Source organism: Bradyrhizobium sp. USDA 326, from assembly GCF_049739485.1.
In the GTDB taxonomy this organism is placed as follows: domain Bacteria; phylum Pseudomonadota; class Alphaproteobacteria; order Rhizobiales; family Xanthobacteraceae; genus Bradyrhizobium.
The window spans coordinates 2,092,286-2,107,200 of record NZ_JBMGQA010000001.1 but is presented as its reverse complement, the minus strand read 5'-3'; the positions used below and the strand labels follow the sequence as shown (position 1 = coordinate 2,107,200).

Genomic DNA, 14,915 nt, shown 5'->3' with positions numbered 1-14,915 from the left:
CAATCCAGACTGCCGCCGCGGAGGGGTTCTGGATTGCTTCGCTGCGCTCGCAAGGACGGTGGGGAGAGAGCGTGCCACACCCTGCTGCGCCCCTTAATTCAACACCCGCTTGTTGTCGGGACTGTCGAGCGAGAACGTCGGTACGTCGATCTCGAAGCGCTCGCCGGTTTCGCTGACCATCTGGTAGCTGCCGGTCATGAAGCCCGAGGCGGTCGAGAGCGGCACGCCGGAGGTGTATTCGAAACGCTCGCCGGGGGCCAGGATCGGCTGCTCGCCGACCACGCCCTCGCCCTTCACCTCCTGCTGGCGGCCGGAGGCATCGGTAATGATCCAGTGCCGCGTCTTGAGCTGCACGGTTTCCTCGCCGGAATTGGTGATGACGATGGTGTAGGACCAGAAATAGCGCGAGCGGTCGGCCGACGACTGCTCCGGAACAAAGTTCGGCTCGACGGTCACTTCAATCTGGCGGGTCACGGCGCGGTACATGGCTGCCATAATAGCCAAATCCGTCCCGGAACCAAACGCTGGAGACGGCTTTGGCGACATCGTCCCGCCAGAATTCGAAGGGAAGGACACCCTCAAAGGGAGATTCCCTTATATGATCCGGCCGCTTTGCGAGACGACGGCGGGATCGTTACATTCCTTCAATGTCGTTATTTGCGGAGCGTTTTTAGGCCCCCGATGACCATTGCCGACCAAGTGACGGGATCGACGATCGCGGGGGCTGCGGAAGCCAAACCCGCAGGGACCAAGCCGCGTGCCGCCGCGCCGGCCATCACGCTGCCCGCCATCGGCGAGCGCGAGCTCCGGCTCGATCTGTTCCGCGGGCTCGCGCTGTGGCTGATCTTCATCGACCATCTGCCGGCAAGTCTGTTGACCTGGTTCACGATCCGCAATTACGGCTTCAGCGACGCGACGGAGATCTTCATCTTCATCTCCGGCTACACCGCCGCCTTCGTCTACGGCCGGGCGATGCTGGAGAGCGGCGTCGTCATCGCCACCGCGCGCATCCTGCGCCGGGTCTGGCAGATCTACGTCGCCCACGTCTTCCTGTTCACGATCTTCCTTGCCGAAATCTCCTACGTGGCGACCAGATTCGAGAACCCGCTCTACACCGAAGAGATGGGCATCATGGACTTCCTCAAGCAGCCCGACGTCACCATCGTGCAGGCGCTGCTCTTGCGCTTCCGTCCCGTCAACATGGACGTGCTGCCGCTCTACATCGTGCTGATGCTGGCGCTGCCCTTGATCCTTTGGTCGATGAAATGGCGACCCGACGTCACTCTCGGCCTTTCGGTCGTACTCTACGCGGTTACCTGGGAGTACGATCTCTATCTATCGGCCTATCCAAATGGCTTCTGGGCCTTCAATCCCTTTGCCTGGCAATTGCTGTTCGTGTTCGGTGCATGGTGTGCGCTCGGGGGTGCGCGCCGCATGTCGCGTATTCTGTCGTCGCGCGTCACGATGTGGATGGCGATCGCCTATCTCGCCGCGTCGTTCTACGTGACGCTGACCTGGTATGTGCCGCAGCTCTCCCAGTTCACGCCGAAGCTGATCGAGCAATGGATGTATCCGATCAACAAGACCGATCTAGACGTGCTGCGCTTCACGCATTTCCTGGCGCTGGCCGCGCTCACGGTGCGCTTCCTGCCGCGGGACTGGCCGGGCTTGAAGTCGCCCTGGCTGCGGCCGCTGATCCTGTGCGGCCAACATTCCCTCGAGATATTCTGTCTCGGCGTCTTCCTTGCTTTCGCCGGCCACTTCATCCTGGCCGAAGTTTCCGGCGGCGCAGCCATGCATGCCTTGATTAGTCTCTCCGGAGTCCTGATCATGTGGGGGGTGGCCTGGGTCATTTCGTGGTACAAGCGCGTGGCTGACAAGAGCGGTGCGAAAACCAAAAACGCCGTCGGCAACGCCGATCTGGCGGGAGGGGGCTGATGAAGGCGAAGGTTCTCCTGAGCCTGATCCTGCTATACGGCGGCCTCACCGCGCCCGTGGCGCGTGCGGACGATGCTGCGCCCACGGCTTCCCCTGCGCCCGCTTCCTGCGAATTGCCGGCCTATCTGCTGACCAGCGAAAGCCCGCTGCCCAAGGTCGCCGCTGCCGTCAAGGCCGGCAGGCCGCTCGAGATCCTGGTTATCGGCAGCCGCTCGACGACCATTCCATCTTCGGAGAACAGCTCATATCCGGCGCGCATGGAGGCGATCCTCAAGGAGAAGCTGCCGCCGTCGGAGGAGGTGCATGTCTCCGTAGAAATACAGAGCAAGAGAACGGCGGAGGAGGCCGCCTCCACTTTCGTTAAGCTGATGGAAGCAAAAACGCCTACGTTGGTGATCTGGCAGACCGGGACGGTGGATGCTATCCGAGCCATCGATCCCGACGAGTTTCGAAGTGCCGTCACCGAAGGGGTTGCTGCGTTGCAGAATGCGGGAGCTGACGTCGTCTTGATGAATCTGCAGTACAGTCCACGCACCGAAACCATGATCTCGGCGCAGCCTTTTCTCGATAATATGCGGGTGGTGGCGCAGGAGCACGGTATTCCGCTGTTCGATCGTTTCGCGATCATGCGGCAATGGAATGATCAAGGTCAGTTCGACCTGTTCAGCCCGTCCCGCGGGCCCGAGCTGGCGAAACAGGTCCATGATTGCCTTGGCCGGGCGTTGGCGCGGTTCGTGTTCGACGCAGCCCGTCTCGAGCCGGCCCAGCAGCAAAATTGAGGTCTAGCGTTAATGAGTTCTCTTCCCCCTTTTTGCCTGGCGACATGGCTGGCCGCGCCTGCAGCCGTAGCGCTGTTGTTGCTGACGCCGGCCTCGCAATCGTATGCCCAGACGCCAGCCGCACAAGCGACAACCGCCCCCGCGCAGTCGGCTGATCCCGCTTCCGCTTCGCCCTCCCAGACCAGCGTCGCTGCGACCTCGCCCGAGCAGCGCGGCATCGCGGCGCGAGCCATCGACAAGGTGAAGCAGGCCGCCAAATCCGCCGGCGACATCTTCAACCGTGTGCCCTGCCTGCCGCCGAAGGGCGGTTCGAAGGCGATGGGCTCGCTGCCGCACGTTGCTGGCAAGCTCGCCGCGGGCCAGCCCGTCGTCATCGTCGCGTTCGGCTCGTCGTCGACTCAAGGGTTCGGCGCGAGCTCGCCGGAGTTCAATTACCCCAACCGTCTCGCCGCGCAGCTGCGCCGGCACTATCCGGCCGCCAACATCAGCGTCATCAATGCCGGCGTCGGCGGCGAGGACGCCCCCGAGATGATGAAGCGCCTGCAGACGCAGGTGATCGACGTGCATCCGGACCTCGTGATCTGGCAGGTCGGCACCAACGCCGTGCTGCGCAATCTCGATCCCGGGGAAACCGCCAAGATGGTGGAGGATGGCATCAGCCGCATCCAGGCCGCGGGCGGCGCCGACATCGTGCTGGTCGATCCGCAATATTCGCCGGCGGTCAACCAGCGCGCCGAGAGCGCCGGCAAGATGGTGACGCTGCTCAGCAAGGTCGCCGAGCTCCGTCATGTTGGAATCTTCCCGCGCTTCGAGGTGATGCGCGACTGGCACGAGAAGCAGGCCATTCCGGTCGAGGGCTTCGTCATCGCCGACGGCCTGCACATGAACGATTGGGGCTATGCCTGCTTCGCCCAGCTGTTGGGTGACGATATCATCCGTTCCGTCGGCCAGATCAGGCTCGGGGTGAACGTCCCCGCGGATGTGCGGACGTACCGGCCGATGTAGAGGCGAGTAGGGAATGGCGAGTAGCGAATAGGGTTTGATCTATTCGCCACTCACTATTCGCCATTCGCCCATCACGCCTTCTCCAGCGCCGCGGTCAGATCCTCGATCAGATCATCCGCATGCTCGAGTCCCGCGGAGAAGCGAATGAATCCCTCGCTGATGCCGAGCGTGGCACGATCCTCCGGCTTGAGACGCTGATGCGTCGTCGTCGCCGGATGGGTGACGAGGCTCTTGGCGTCGCCGAGATTGTTCGAGATCTTCGCAAGCTTCAATTCGTTGAGCACGCGGAACGCCGCCGCCTTGCCGCCCTTGACTTCGAAGCCGACCAGCGTCGAGCCGCCGCGCATCTGCTTTGTCACCAGCGCCGCCTGCGGATGATCGGCGCGGCCGGGATAGACCAGCCGCGAGATCTTCGGATGGCTCGCCAGCACGTCGGCGATGCGCGCCGCGGTATCGGTCTGCGCGCGCACGCGCACGCCCAGCGTCTCCAGGCCCTTGAGCAGCACCCAGGCATTGAACGGCGAGATCGAGGGGCCGGTCTGGCGCATGAAATTGTGAATGTGTTCGGCGATGAAGGCCTCCGAGGCCAGGATGATGCCGCCCAGGCACCGGCCCTGGCCGTCGATATGCTTGGTCGCGGAATAGACGACGACGTCCGCACCCAGCGCCAGCGGGCTCTGCCAGATCGGGGTTGCGAACACATTGTCGACCACGAGCCGTGCGCCATCCTTGTGCGCGATCTCGGCGATGCCGGGAATGTCGAGCACGTCGAGGGTCGGATTGGTCGGGCTCTCCAGGAAGAACGTCTTCGTGTTGGGCCTCAAAGCGCGCTGCCACTGGTCGAGATCGAGCCCGTCGACCAGCGTGGTCTCGATGCCGTAGCGCGGCAACAGGTCCTGGATGACGTAGAGGCACGAGCCGAACAGGGCGCGCGAAGCCACGACGTGGTCGCCGGCCTTGAGCGGTGCGAGGATCGCGGTCGTCACCGCGGCCATGCCCGTTGCCGCCGAGCGGGCGGCTTCGGCGCCTTCGAGCTCGATCATGCGGCGCTCGAACATCGCGATGGTGGGGTTGGAGTAGCGCGAATAGATGAAGCCGGGATCCTCGCCCTTGAACCGCGCCTCGCACTCCTCGGCGCTGTTGTAGACGTAGCCTTGGGTGAGGAACAGCGCCTCCGACGTCTCGCCATATTGCGAGCGCAGGGTCCCGGAATGGACCAGGCGGGTTTCGGGGCGGTAGTTGGCAGGCGACTTCGACATAGGACCCTCCGACATGACCATTCGACACGCAAACGGTCACAAAAAAACCGGCCTGGATATCTCCACTGGCCGGGATCACAGAGGTCCCCGGCCTGTTTAGCGATTTATTTAACGTGGCTGCAAGCCGGCCGGCTCAAATCACCACGGGATAAGTGATGCTCATATTCCGCAATGCCCTTTCCGTCAAGACGTCCATCGGCTAGCCGTAAGAGGCTGATATTTCCCGCATGTTGGGATGCAAGCGAGCCCTGATGAGGACCCCCGGTTGACGTTCACGGTCGCCGCCGACGCCAATGGTATCCTGCCCGACCGCATGATCGCGGCGATGGCGGAAGCGGGGCTCATCCTGCCCGAATACGACTTCGTCGAGAGCCAGATCCAGCCGGCGAGCCTCGATTTACGTCTGGGCGATATCGCCTATCGCGTCCGCGCCAGCTTCCTGCCAGGTCCCGGCGCCACGGTCGCCGAACGCATTGACGAATTGAAGCTGCACGAGTTCAGCCTCGCCGACGGCGCGGTGCTGGAGACCAACTGCGTCTATATCGTGCCGCTGCTGGAAAGCCTGGCGCTGCCGCCGGAAATCGTCGCGGCCGCAAATCCGAAGAGCTCGACCGGCCGGCTCGACGTCTTCACCCGCGTGATCGCCGATGGCACCCGCCGCTTCGACATGATCGGCGCCGGCTATCATGGCCCGCTCTATGCCGAGATCAGCCCGAAGACCTTTCCGGTGCTGGTGCGCGAGGGCTCGCGCCTGTCGCAGGTGCGTTTCCGCACCGGTGACGCCATCCTCAACGCGGACGAGCTCGACGGCTTGCATGCCGCCGAGCGCCTCGTCGATGTCGACGATGCCGACCTCTCGGGCGGCGTCGCTGTGTCGGTGGATCTGTCGGGCGAGAAGGCGAGCGGTTTCGTGGGTTATCGCGCCAAGCGCCACACCGGTGTCGTCGACGTCGATCGCCGCTCCGGCTATGCGGTCGAAGACTTCTGGGAGCCGATCTCGGCGCGCCCCGACGGCAGCCTCATCCTCGATCCCGGCGAGTTCTACATCCTCGCGTCCAAGGAAGCCGTGCAGGTGCCGCCCGACTACGCCGCGGAGATGGTGCCGTTCGATCCCCTGGTCGGCGAGTTCCGCGTGCACTATGCCGGTTTCTTCGACCCCGGCTTCGGCTATGCCGGCGCCGGCGGGCAGGGCGCACGCGCCGTGCTCGAGGTGCGCTCGCGTGAGGTGCCCTTCATTCTCGAGCACGGCCAGATCGTCGGCCGCCTCGTCTACGAGAAGATGCTGGCCCGGCCCGACGCGATGTACGGCCAGCGCATCGGTTCGAACTACCAGGCGCAGGGCCTCAAACTATCGAAGCATTTTCGGGTGTGACCACACACTCTACTGTCATGCCTCGGCTTGACTGGAGCAGGACAGTACGCCGCGGCCGCTCAGTTTGATAACGGCCCGACTCGGACTACGGGATCACTCGATCAAGTCAGCGATGGCACCGCGTAGGTGTGAGGACGCGACGCAAATCAGGGCTACATGCGAGGTGACGAGATGAGCAATCCATCCGATCTCGACGCAAGCATCATCGAAGACGTTGCGGACGCGCTGATCTATTCGGATCGATCCGGCACGATCATGCGCTGGAATCGCGCGTCCGCCGCCCTGTTCGGCTTCTCCGTCGCGGAAGCGCTGGGCCAGAACCTCGACCTGATCATTCCCGAGCATCTCCGCGCCGCGCACTGGAAAGGCTTCGAGGCCGCGCTGGGGAGCGGGGCGATGAAGCTTGCGGGCAAGCCGACACTGACCCGCGCGCTCCACAAGAGCGGGCGCAAGCTCTACGTCGAGATGACATTCGCGCTGGTGCGTGATGCCGGCGGTGTCGTGCAGGGATCGGTTGCGGTGGCGCGCGACGTCACGGAGCGCGTCGAGCGCGAGCGCGCTGCAAGGCCTGCGCAAAATTCGTGATGCGGAATTGTCGGGGCGGCGTGCAGGGCGCCCTGCGCGAGCGTCAGGTTGCCTGTCACCAAGTGCGGTGACACACTCGATCGCAACAAGGATCGGGAGGAAACATGACCGCGGCATCAGACTCTGCGCAGGAAGCGCAATGGAAACGCTGGCGCGCAGTCGCCGATCTCTACCACGCCTATTTCACCGGCCTCATCCTCACGGTGGTGACGCGGCGCGGGACGGCGGATGCCGCGGAATTCGTCTTCCGCGTGTTCCGTCGCCAGCAGCAGGAGCGTTTCCTGCCCGGGCTCGAGAAGCTCGGGCTTAGAGATCTGCCGCCCGCGGTCGCGGCGGCGCAATATCACTATCTCTCCAACTGGATCGGCGGCGTGCACGTCGAGTACATGTATGAGAGCGACGCCAAGGCCTGGATCCGCTACCCGCCGCCGCGCTGGATCTGGAAGGGCACCGCGATCTGCGGCGTGCCGGGCGAGATCTCCCGCGCGATGCTGCGCGGCTGGCACGCCAACAACGGCGCTGCGCTCGGTGACCCCAGGCTCGGCTTCGTCTGCACCAAGCAGAGCGTCGATGGCCAGGACGGGCTTGAGGGCTATTACCATCAATACGAGCATCCGCTCGAGCTCGACCAGCGCCTGGTGTTCGCGCGGCATTTGGAAGCCCCTATGTTCGACGCCAAGACCGCGCCGGCGCTGCCGGTCGCGAGCTGGCCGAAGCCGCGTCTGGAAAAGGCCTATCGCAACTACGCCATGGAGTATGTCCGCACCGCCGCACCCGTGATGGTGCAGCTGTTCGGTCCGGAAGACGCCGGCTATCTGCTGCATCTCACCGGCAAGTTGATCGGCATGCAATATTTCGACGAGGTTGCCTCGGCGCTGGCGATGCGCCGCGGCGGGGCGCGCGAATTCGCATCGTTTCTGAGCGCGTTGTTCGCGGCGCAGGATGACGCGGCCGAGATGACGCAATCCGAAGGCACGGTTGAAATACGCCAGCAGAGCTGGAAGCTGATGGACGACGTCGCCGACTATCACCCCGCCTGTGCCAGGGTGCTGGCGGGATTGTTCGAGGGGCTCGCCGCGGGCTGCGGCCGGCACATCGGCGTGCAGATGCGCTCCGCCGTTGGCGGACGTCCGCCACTGGTCTGGACGATCGGGTAGGTTCACCCATCGGAATGCGCCGCCGCAAGGCACGCCTCTGTGAAAAAGATCACGTAGCCGCAGGCGGGAACGCCCTGTGGATGGCGCCGACGGCTTCCTTCGTTTGCCCCTGAATGTAGGCCGCGAGCTCGTTTGGCAGCACGTCGATGATCCAGACCAGCCGGCAGCGCGCATCGCTCTCGGCGATCACCTGCACCGAGGCGCTGTAGTGCTTCAGTCGCTCGTTGCTGATGGCATAGACGAGACGCCGCCGCGCATCGTCGCAATCGACCAGCACCCCGCGCGCCACCGAGCCGTTGGCGAAGGTGACAATGCGCGCATCGCCGTCGAGCGTGCAAGCGGTGACGAAGCCGGGCGCCAGCCGTTCATGCAGCGCGCCGAAGTCGCGCACCGCGTCCCAGACGTCGCGGGCGGAGGCGGGGAGGGGAATGTCGTTGCGGATGGAGGCCATGAAGATGTCCTTGATTGTGATAAGTGGTGCCCCAAGCATCGTCATTGCGAGCCACCGGGTCGGCGCGAAGCGCCGCCCGATGACAGGCTCCGCGAAGCAATCCAGGAATGTTTCCGCGGGGACAGTCTGGATTGCTTCGTCGCGAGAGCTCCTCGCAATGACGAATGAGAGAACTCACACGCAAACCGCCTCGACATTGTTGCCGTCAAGGTCGATCAGGAACGCGGCGTAGTAAGTCGGTCCGTAGTCCTTGCGCGGCCCGGCGCCGCCGTTGTCGCGGCCGCCGTTCTTCAGCCCTTCGGTATGGAACGCCTTGACCGCGTCATGATCCTTGGCCCGGAAGGCGATGTGGGCACCGTCGGCCTTGCGACCCATGTTCAGGTGCAGCCACAGCGCCGGCTCGCCCTTCGGCCCGAAGCCGGCATAGCCATCGCCGCTCGAGCACAGGACATAGCCGAGCGGCGCCAGCACTGCGGTGTAGAAGCGCGTGGCGGCGTCGAGATCGGCAACGCGCAATCCGATGTGATCGTACATGTTCATCTCCATTGCAGAAGCGTGCCGCGAATGGCACGCGCCGGAGACGATTCTAGTCAGTTGAGGGCAAGCTGCTCTTGGAGAATCTTGCGCATCCCTTTCGAGGCCTGGCGGAATTTCGTCGGGGATACGCCGGCGGCGCGGTGGAAGGTTCGGACGAAGTTGGAGAGATCGCCGAAGCCGACGTCATAGGCGACGTCGGTAACCGCCATGGCGTCGTCAGCGAGCAGCCGAGCCGCGTGCCGCAGCCGCGAGCGCACCAGATATTGATGCGGGGTGACGCCGAGCACGCTCGAGAAAAGCCGCAGGAAATGGAACGGACTGAGGCCCGCCTGCCGTGCGGCCTGCTCGAGGTCGAGCTCGGCATGCGAGTTGTCGTCGATCCACAGCGCGGCCTCCACCGCGCGCCGGCGGTCGCGCGCGGTAGGCGTCGCCGGCCTGCGCTCCTTGCCGGAGACGACATCCACAAAGCGGCCGGCCAGGATCTGGCCGACTTCATCGAGGCCGAGGTCGCTGTTGCCATCTGCTGCCGTCTGGGCGAGCTCGCCCAGCACCATCAGCTCGGGCAGCGGCGGCGTCGCGCCCACCTGCCAGACCTCACGCCGCCCGCCGAGAGTCTCGACGAGGCCCTCGCTGAGAAAGAACGACAGGCAGACGTCGCCGGAGACGTGCTCATGCGTGCAGGTGTATTCCTCACCGGGGGCGCCGACCAGCATCGAGCCCGCCACCAGTTCGAAGAAACCGGCGCGGCAATGGCAGCCGAAGCTGCCCGCGCGGACATAGGCGATGGAGTGGCCGGTGCGGCATTCGGGAAACGGCGCGTCGTCCGGTCCCGCATCGCAGCGAAACTCGGAGACCGTCATCGATGGCGTCGTCAGCAGCGTGGTCGCGTCCATGCCGCCTATCTAGGCATGATCCGGACAAGTGTGTAGCGGTTGTCCGAAAAGATCATGTCCCAAAAAGCTAAGGTGCGATCAGGATCGCGCCTTAGCCAGGCGCGCGCGGCGGAGCAACGGGCAGCAGCACCTCGAACAGTGTCTTGCTGGCGATGGGGCGGGCGCCTTCAAGCGCCAGCAGCCGCCGCTTGGAGGTCACGCCGCCATGGCGCGAGAGCCCGTCGGTGTAATTGCCGGCCTCCAGCACCCGGTGGCAGGGCACGATCAGCATAAAGGGATTTTTCGCGATCGCCTGCGCCACCGAATACGCCGCGCCTGAGGCACCCAGCGCCTTGGCGACCTCGTGATAGGTGCGCGTTTCCCCGCGCGGAATGGTGCAGGCGAACTCGTAGACGCGCCGGTTGAAGCCGGGCACCCCGCCGGCGTCCAGGCTGACGTCGGAAAAATCCGGGTCACTGCCTTGCAGCAGCGCCGCGATGCCCTCGATCGCAAGCTCGGCATTTTCGCACGGCCGCTGCTCGCGCGCGTCGGGATAGGCCTGGAAGATCCGGCGGCGGGTATCGATCTCCCGCGCCTCCGGCAGTTGCACGGCGACCACGCCGGTGCTGCTCCAGATGATGCCGCAGCGCCCCAGTGTCGTGTCGAATATCGCGTACGCGCGCCCCACCATGCACACGCCCCACTCAGTGCACGTTTCTTCCCGGAGATACGATCATAACACTGCCACAATCCGGCGCACCTGGAATCTTGTCAGGATGTTAACATCCGTCGGGCCGGGCGCGCCAAACCGCTTGGCGGGAGCCGCCGTCTCGGCTAATCAGGAGGGGCGTGAAGCGCGCATAAGCGGGCGTAGTTCAATGGTAGAACGGCAGCTTCCCAAGCTGCATACGAGGGTTCGATTCCCTTCGCCCGCTCCAAGCTTCAGTTCGGCAGACTTCGCAGGAATTCCACGATCGCCGCGTTCACCTCCGCCGGCCGCTCCTGCTGCGTCCAGTGTCCGCAGCCCGGCAGCATCTTGATCTCGCGTAGCTGGGGCACCCATTGCCTCATCATGGCGAGATGCTCGGCGGCGCCGGGGAAGGCAAGGACCATGTCATGGTCGCCGGCGATGAAGAGCGAGGGCACGATCACCTTCACGCCCTCGAAAGCGCCCATCAGCTCCCAGTTGCGATCGATGTTGCGGTAGTAATTGAGCGGCCCGCGAAACCCGCTGCAGGCAAACTCGGCGCCATAATAGTCGAGGTCGGCAGCGCTCAGCCATGAGGGCCGCGGTACCTGCACTTTCGGCAACATGCCGTCCTTCCGCGAGACCATGCCGACGCCGGTGGTCCGACCTTGACGCTCGGCATTGGCACGGATCGCCGCCGCCCCTTCGCCAGAACCGCCAAAGAGCATGGCACCGAGCGTTGCGCGCGTATCCCGTTCGAACTCCGCTTCGGCGATACCGGGCTCCTGGAAGTACAGTTGATAGAACTGCGCATCCGCCGTCTGCGGCATCACGCTGGTCGGCCGCACTGGACTGCGCGGACGGTAGGGCACGCTGAGGATCGCGGCGGCGCGGAAGCGATCGGGCCTCAAGCGCGCCGTGTGCCAGGCGATTGTCGCGCCCCAGTCATGGCCGACGATGACGGCGTCCTTCGCCTCGAGGGCGTCGAGCACGCCGACGAGATCGCCGACCATATGGAGGATCGTGTACTGGTCGATCGCTTCGGGCCGGTCGCTCTTGCCATAGCCGCGCATGTCGGGTGCGACCGCGTGGTAGCCCGCCGCTGCCAGTGCCTCGAGTTGGTGGCGCCAGGAGTACCAGCCTTCCGGAAAACCGTGGCAAAGCAGCACCATTGGGCCCTCGCCCTGCTCGGCGATCTTGATGTTGATGCCGTTTGCCCCGATCGTCCGCTGCGTCGGTTCGCCCATGTCATTGCCTCCCCGTTCACTGCGGTTGGCGCATTCTAATCTGCGCTGCAGGCTCCGCAAAGATTCCAATATGTTAGCCTCTTGCACCCGGCACGCACGCCGCGCTCGCCCTAAGCTCGTCTTGGCCGGTGGATGCGGTCCCTGCGCCGGCAATATTGTGATGACACCATGGACCAGCAGAAACTCGACCGTGCGATCGGTCGTCGCTTGAAGACACTGAGGACGCAAGCGGGCGTGACGTTGAACGAATTGGCGGCACGGTCGGGCGTCAGCCGGGCCATGATCGGGCGAGTGGAGCGGGCGCAGAGCAGTGCGACGGCGGCGCTGCTCAACAAGCTCTGTGCGGCGCTCGACGTCACGCTCAGCGACGTCGTCGCGCTCACCGAGAAGCCGCCGGAGCGCCTGGTGCGGCTTGCCGACCAGCCACATTGGCGCGACCCCGATAGCGGCTACCGCCGGCGTCACGCCTCGCCGCCGGATGCGGCGAGCGGCATCGAGATCATCGTCGTCGACCTGCCGGCCGGCGCGCGGGTCTCTTACAGCCCCTGGGGCCGCAACGCCTTCACCCAGCAGCTCCTGATGCTGGAGGGCGCGGTCTGCGTGCATATCGACGCCAAGACGGTGCGCCTGCGCGACGGCGACTGTCTCGACTTCGATGTGATGCGCGCGGTGACCTTCGAGAACGAAACCAGGCAGGACGCGCGCTACGTCATCATCACCCGGCGCGGCACCTCTTATGGGAAGATGTGATGTCGCCGATGCGATCCGAGCCATTGAAATGAGACCGACCATGCAGATCCGGACCGGCGACACTTTCGATCCGCGCGTCGTAGCGCTGCTCGATTATCACGTCACGTCTGCGCGGGCGCAGACCGCGCCGGGGAGCGCGCATGCGCTCGATCTGGCGGGCCTTCGCGCGCCCGAGGTGGCGTTCTGGACCGGCTGGGACGGCGAGACGCTGGTCGCCACCGGCGCATTGAAGACGCTTTCGCCGCGACACGGCGAGGTGAAGTCGATGCACACGCTTCAGACCGCGCGGCGGCGCGGCTTTGGCGGCCGGATGCTGCGCCACATCATCACGGAGGCCCGCGCGCGCGGGATGACGCGTCTCAGCCTCGAGACCGGCTCGTGGGACTATTTCAAGCCGGCGCACGCGCTCTATCAGGCCCACGACTTCGTGTCCTGCGGCCCGTTCGAGGGCTATGTCGAGGATCCCAACAGCCTGTTCCTGACGCTCGACCTGTCGGCGCCGGTGCGCCGATAGTTCAGGAGCGCGTCTCCTCGATCTTGTCGAGCACGCGTTCGGGCGCGATGTCCCGGGCGGCCTCCTCCAGATCGCGCGCGGAGTCCGGCTGAACGTCGAGCCGCTCGGCGATCTGCGTCAGGAGGCGGGCAACCTTGGTCAGCTCATGCTCGGCAAGCAGGCTGATCTGAAGATCGAGATCGGCCCGCTTGTCAGCGGCTGCGGTCATGCGGTTCTGCGAGATCAGCACGAAGGTGGAGAGGAAGATCGCCTCCACCGACGCGACCATCGCCAGCACCACGAAGCTCTCGTCCCAGGCCGGGATACCCGGCAGCCAATGCAGATTGGCAATGATCCAGAACCCGAACACGGCAAGGTGCAGGTAGACGAACGTCATGCTGCCGGTGAAGGCCGTGATCGAGTCGGCGACCTTGTCCTGGCCTCTTGCCGCCTGCTGCTCGCGGCGACGGCGCTCGACCAACGCATGAATATTGCGCTCGAGCGTCGGGCTCAGCCCCTTGCCGGGATCATGGGTGATGTCGTTCCGCACGGGGCGGCAACGGCCCGATGGAAGTGCTGTTCCTAGAGAGGCCATGGGATGCCAGAAATGACCGATGTTCCCTCAAAATGAGTTGCGTACCTCAAAACACCTCTGCTAGCCTTCAGCCATGGCCGAGACCCTCACCGCGACCGCGTTGACGCTGAAGGACATTGCCCGCGAGGCAGGCGTCAGCCTCGCGACGGTGGACCGGGTCCTGCACAATCGCCCGGGCGTGCGGCCGGACACGGTGCGGCGCGTCAAGGCGGCGATCGAACGCAATTCGTTTCAGCCGCATGTGGCCGCCGCCGAGCTCGCCCGCGGCCGCGCCCGCCGTTTCGCCTTCGTGATGCCGTCGGGGCCAAACCCGTTCATGCAGCAGATCGAGGCCTATCTCGGCGAGATGTCGGCCTGGCTGGCGGCACGCCGTCTCGGCGTCGAGATGGTCACAACCGACGTGTTCGACCCCTCCGCGCTCGCGGCGTCGCTAGAGGCGCTGTCGGGCGACTATGACGGCGTTGCCGTGGTGGCGCTGGATCATCCCGGCGTGCGCGCGGCCATCAATGACCTCGTCGATGCCGGCACCAAGGTCGTGACGCTGGTCTCGGACGTACCGTCCTCGCGCCGACACCATTATGTCGGCATCGACAATATTGCGGCGGGGCGCACCGCCGGCGCGCTGGTCGGGCGGTTGGTCGGCCAAAGGTCCGGCAAGGTCGCGATCGTGGCGGGCTCGCAGGGCCTGCGCGATCATGCCGAGCGCATCTTCGGCTTCAACCAGGTAATGGCGACAGAATTCCCCGGTCTCAGCGTGTTGCCCGTGCTGGAAGGGCGCGACGAGGACGACCGCTCGGAGCAGCTGCTGGGACGGCTGTTCGGCAGCCATGCCGACATTGTCGGCCTTTATAACGTCGGTGCCGGCACGCAAGGCGTCGCCAAGGCGCTTAACGACAAGGCGCTTAACGACAAGGCACTGAACGACAAGGCGTTGAGCGAAGTCGGCCGCGACAAGCAGGTGGTGTTCGTCGGACACGATGTCACGGCGCTGACGCGCCGATTGCTGCTGCAGGGCGTGATGGATGCGGCGATCTCGCAGAACCCCGGACATGAAGCGCGCGCGGCCGTGCGCGTGCTGCTGGCGCTCGCGCGCGGCGAGCCGATCTTGAGCGAACAGGAGAAGATCAGGATCGATATCGTGATGCGGGACAATCTGCCTTAGCGGCAGGTGGATTTCGAATGGGCCC

17 protein-coding genes, 1 tRNA gene and 1 riboswitch are annotated in these 14,915 nt (G+C 64.9%); of the genes, 10 read left to right on the top strand and 8 right to left on the bottom strand.

The window, feature by feature from the left end:
- Positions 1 to 93 precede the first annotated feature (93 nt).
- Positions 94 to 486, bottom strand: coding sequence for a Co2+/Mg2+ efflux protein ApaG (gene apaG / locus ABIG06_RS10125; RefSeq protein WP_199751803.1), 393 nt, complete (start codon positions 484 to 486; stop codon positions 94 to 96).
- A 195-nt stretch (positions 487 to 681) separates the two neighbouring features.
- Between apaG and ABIG06_RS10120 the strand changes: the two genes are divergently transcribed.
- From ABIG06_RS10120 to ABIG06_RS10110, 3 genes are read left to right on the top strand one after another with little or no spacing between them, the layout of a single operon-like run.
- Positions 682 to 1,938: an OpgC domain-containing protein gene (locus tag ABIG06_RS10120; protein ID WP_124161714.1), complete on the top strand. Its 1,257-nt coding sequence runs from the start codon at positions 682 to 684 to the stop codon at positions 1,936 to 1,938.
- Positions 1,938 to 2,717: an SGNH/GDSL hydrolase family protein gene (locus tag ABIG06_RS10115; protein WP_124161713.1), complete on the top strand. Its 780-nt coding sequence runs from the start codon at positions 1,938 to 1,940 to the stop codon at positions 2,715 to 2,717. Before ABIG06_RS10120 ends, ABIG06_RS10115 begins: the two co-directional genes overlap by 1 nt.
- A 12-nt stretch (positions 2,718 to 2,729) precedes the next feature.
- The gene (locus tag ABIG06_RS10110; RefSeq protein ID WP_370136089.1) at positions 2,730 to 3,722 is read left to right on the top strand and encodes an SGNH/GDSL hydrolase family protein; all 993 of its coding nucleotides are present in this window, start codon (positions 2,730 to 2,732) and stop codon (positions 3,720 to 3,722) included.
- Positions 3,723 to 3,793: 71 nt separating this feature from the next.
- On the opposite strand, the gene ABIG06_RS10105 is transcribed toward ABIG06_RS10110, so the two are convergent.
- Positions 3,794 to 4,981, bottom strand: coding sequence for an O-succinylhomoserine sulfhydrylase (locus ABIG06_RS10105; protein ID WP_370136086.1), 1,188 nt, complete (start codon positions 4,979 to 4,981; stop codon positions 3,794 to 3,796).
- Between the two features lie 75 nt (positions 4,982 to 5,056).
- A riboswitch (SAM riboswitch) is annotated at positions 5,057 to 5,136 on the bottom strand.
- Positions 5,137 to 5,216: 80 nt separating this feature from the next.
- On the opposite strand from ABIG06_RS10105, the gene ABIG06_RS10100 reads away from it, so the two are divergent.
- The 3 genes from ABIG06_RS10100 to ABIG06_RS10090 all read left to right on the top strand — a co-directional run bounded on the left by ABIG06_RS10100 (position 5,217) and on the right by ABIG06_RS10090 (position 8,095).
- Positions 5,217 to 6,353: a 2'-deoxycytidine 5'-triphosphate deaminase gene (locus ABIG06_RS10100; protein WP_370136083.1), complete on the top strand. Its 1,137-nt coding sequence runs from the start codon at positions 5,217 to 5,219 to the stop codon at positions 6,351 to 6,353.
- 171 nt (positions 6,354 to 6,524) lie between these two features.
- On the top strand, positions 6,525 to 6,938 hold the full coding sequence (locus ABIG06_RS10095; protein ID WP_124161709.1) for a PAS domain S-box protein: 414 nt from the start codon (positions 6,525 to 6,527) through the stop codon (positions 6,936 to 6,938).
- A gap of 104 nt (positions 6,939 to 7,042) precedes the next feature.
- Complete coding sequence (locus ABIG06_RS10090; protein ID WP_370136080.1) at positions 7,043 to 8,095, top strand: hypothetical protein; 1,053 nt, start codon at positions 7,043 to 7,045, stop codon at positions 8,093 to 8,095.
- A 49-nt stretch (positions 8,096 to 8,144) separates the two neighbouring features.
- Here ABIG06_RS10090 and ABIG06_RS10085 read toward each other — a convergent pair whose 3' ends face one another.
- The 4 genes from ABIG06_RS10085 to ABIG06_RS10070 form a co-directional block, all read right to left on the bottom strand.
- Entirely contained in the window at positions 8,145 to 8,546 is a 402-nt protein-coding gene (locus tag ABIG06_RS10085) for an SRPBCC family protein (protein ID WP_370136078.1), read from the bottom strand.
- Between the two features lie 174 nt (positions 8,547 to 8,720).
- Entirely contained in the window at positions 8,721 to 9,080 is a 360-nt protein-coding gene (locus ABIG06_RS10080) for a VOC family protein (protein WP_370136075.1), read from the bottom strand.
- Positions 9,081 to 9,136: 56 nt separating this feature from the next.
- Positions 9,137 to 9,976: a helix-turn-helix transcriptional regulator gene (locus tag ABIG06_RS10075; protein WP_424578270.1), complete on the bottom strand. Its 840-nt coding sequence runs from the start codon at positions 9,974 to 9,976 to the stop codon at positions 9,137 to 9,139.
- Positions 9,977 to 10,067: 91 nt separating this feature from the next.
- Complete coding sequence (locus ABIG06_RS10070) at positions 10,068 to 10,646, bottom strand: methylated-DNA--[protein]-cysteine S-methyltransferase (RefSeq protein ID WP_370136072.1); 579 nt, start codon at positions 10,644 to 10,646, stop codon at positions 10,068 to 10,070.
- 173 nt (positions 10,647 to 10,819) lie between these two features.
- Between ABIG06_RS10070 and ABIG06_RS10065 the strand changes: the two genes are divergently transcribed.
- Positions 10,820 to 10,893 (top strand) — tRNA-Gly (locus ABIG06_RS10065).
- Between the two features lie 4 nt (positions 10,894 to 10,897).
- On the opposite strand, the gene ABIG06_RS10060 is transcribed toward ABIG06_RS10065, so the two are convergent.
- Entirely contained in the window at positions 10,898 to 11,890 is a 993-nt protein-coding gene (locus tag ABIG06_RS10060; RefSeq protein ID WP_370136069.1) for an alpha/beta fold hydrolase, read from the bottom strand.
- Positions 11,891 to 12,058: 168 nt separating this feature from the next.
- On the opposite strand from ABIG06_RS10060, the gene ABIG06_RS10055 reads away from it, so the two are divergent.
- The gene (locus ABIG06_RS10055) at positions 12,059 to 12,640 is read left to right on the top strand and encodes a helix-turn-helix domain-containing protein (RefSeq protein ID WP_370136067.1); all 582 of its coding nucleotides are present in this window, start codon (positions 12,059 to 12,061) and stop codon (positions 12,638 to 12,640) included.
- Between the two features lie 40 nt (positions 12,641 to 12,680).
- Positions 12,681 to 13,154, top strand: a complete 474-nt coding sequence (locus tag ABIG06_RS10050) for a GNAT family N-acetyltransferase (protein ID WP_370136064.1) — start codon at positions 12,681 to 12,683, stop codon at positions 13,152 to 13,154.
- Position 13,155: 1 nt separating this feature from the next.
- Here the strand turns inward: ABIG06_RS10050 and ABIG06_RS10045 are convergent, their stop codons facing one another.
- On the bottom strand, positions 13,156 to 13,683 hold the full coding sequence (locus tag ABIG06_RS10045) for a DUF1003 domain-containing protein (RefSeq protein WP_124161700.1): 528 nt from the start codon (positions 13,681 to 13,683) through the stop codon (positions 13,156 to 13,158).
- Between the two features lie 118 nt (positions 13,684 to 13,801).
- On the opposite strand from ABIG06_RS10045, the gene ABIG06_RS10040 reads away from it, so the two are divergent.
- Complete coding sequence (locus ABIG06_RS10040; RefSeq protein ID WP_124161699.1) at positions 13,802 to 14,890, top strand: LacI family DNA-binding transcriptional regulator; 1,089 nt, start codon at positions 13,802 to 13,804, stop codon at positions 14,888 to 14,890.
- Positions 14,891 to 14,915: the final 25 nt, after the last annotated feature.

What these genes read in the sequence shown, in the direction of transcription:
- apaG (WP_199751803.1), bottom strand. Translation starts at nt 486, where the DNA reads ATGTACCGCGCCGTGACCCGCCAGATTGAAGTGACCGTCGAGCCGAAC.
- ABIG06_RS10120 (WP_124161714.1), top strand. Translation starts at nt 682, where the DNA reads ATGACCATTGCCGACCAAGTGACGGGATCGACGATCGCGGGGGCTGCG.
- ABIG06_RS10115 (WP_124161713.1), top strand. Translation starts at nt 1,938, where the DNA reads ATGAAGGCGAAGGTTCTCCTGAGCCTGATCCTGCTATACGGCGGCCTC.
- ABIG06_RS10110 (WP_370136089.1), top strand. Translation starts at nt 2,730, where the DNA reads ATGAGTTCTCTTCCCCCTTTTTGCCTGGCGACATGGCTGGCCGCGCCT.
- ABIG06_RS10105 (WP_370136086.1), bottom strand. Translation starts at nt 4,981, where the DNA reads ATGTCGAAGTCGCCTGCCAACTACCGCCCCGAAACCCGCCTGGTCCAT.
- ABIG06_RS10100 (WP_370136083.1), top strand. Translation starts at nt 5,217, where the DNA reads ATGCAAGCGAGCCCTGATGAGGACCCCCGGTTGACGTTCACGGTCGCC.
- ABIG06_RS10095 (WP_124161709.1), top strand. Translation starts at nt 6,525, where the DNA reads ATGAGCAATCCATCCGATCTCGACGCAAGCATCATCGAAGACGTTGCG.
- ABIG06_RS10090 (WP_370136080.1), top strand. Translation starts at nt 7,043, where the DNA reads ATGACCGCGGCATCAGACTCTGCGCAGGAAGCGCAATGGAAACGCTGG.
- ABIG06_RS10085 (WP_370136078.1), bottom strand. Translation starts at nt 8,546, where the DNA reads ATGGCCTCCATCCGCAACGACATTCCCCTCCCCGCCTCCGCCCGCGAC.
- ABIG06_RS10080 (WP_370136075.1), bottom strand. Translation starts at nt 9,080, where the DNA reads ATGTACGATCACATCGGATTGCGCGTTGCCGATCTCGACGCCGCCACG.
- ABIG06_RS10075 (WP_424578270.1), bottom strand. Translation starts at nt 9,976, where the DNA reads ATGGACGCGACCACGCTGCTGACGACGCCATCGATGACGGTCTCCGAG.
- ABIG06_RS10070 (WP_370136072.1), bottom strand. Translation starts at nt 10,646, where the DNA reads ATGGTGGGGCGCGCGTACGCGATATTCGACACGACACTGGGGCGCTGC.
- ABIG06_RS10060 (WP_370136069.1), bottom strand. Translation starts at nt 11,890, where the DNA reads ATGGGCGAACCGACGCAGCGGACGATCGGGGCAAACGGCATCAACATC.
- ABIG06_RS10055 (WP_370136067.1), top strand. Translation starts at nt 12,059, where the DNA reads ATGGACCAGCAGAAACTCGACCGTGCGATCGGTCGTCGCTTGAAGACA.
- ABIG06_RS10050 (WP_370136064.1), top strand. Translation starts at nt 12,681, where the DNA reads ATGCAGATCCGGACCGGCGACACTTTCGATCCGCGCGTCGTAGCGCTG.
- ABIG06_RS10040 (WP_124161699.1), top strand. Translation starts at nt 13,802, where the DNA reads ATGGCCGAGACCCTCACCGCGACCGCGTTGACGCTGAAGGACATTGCC.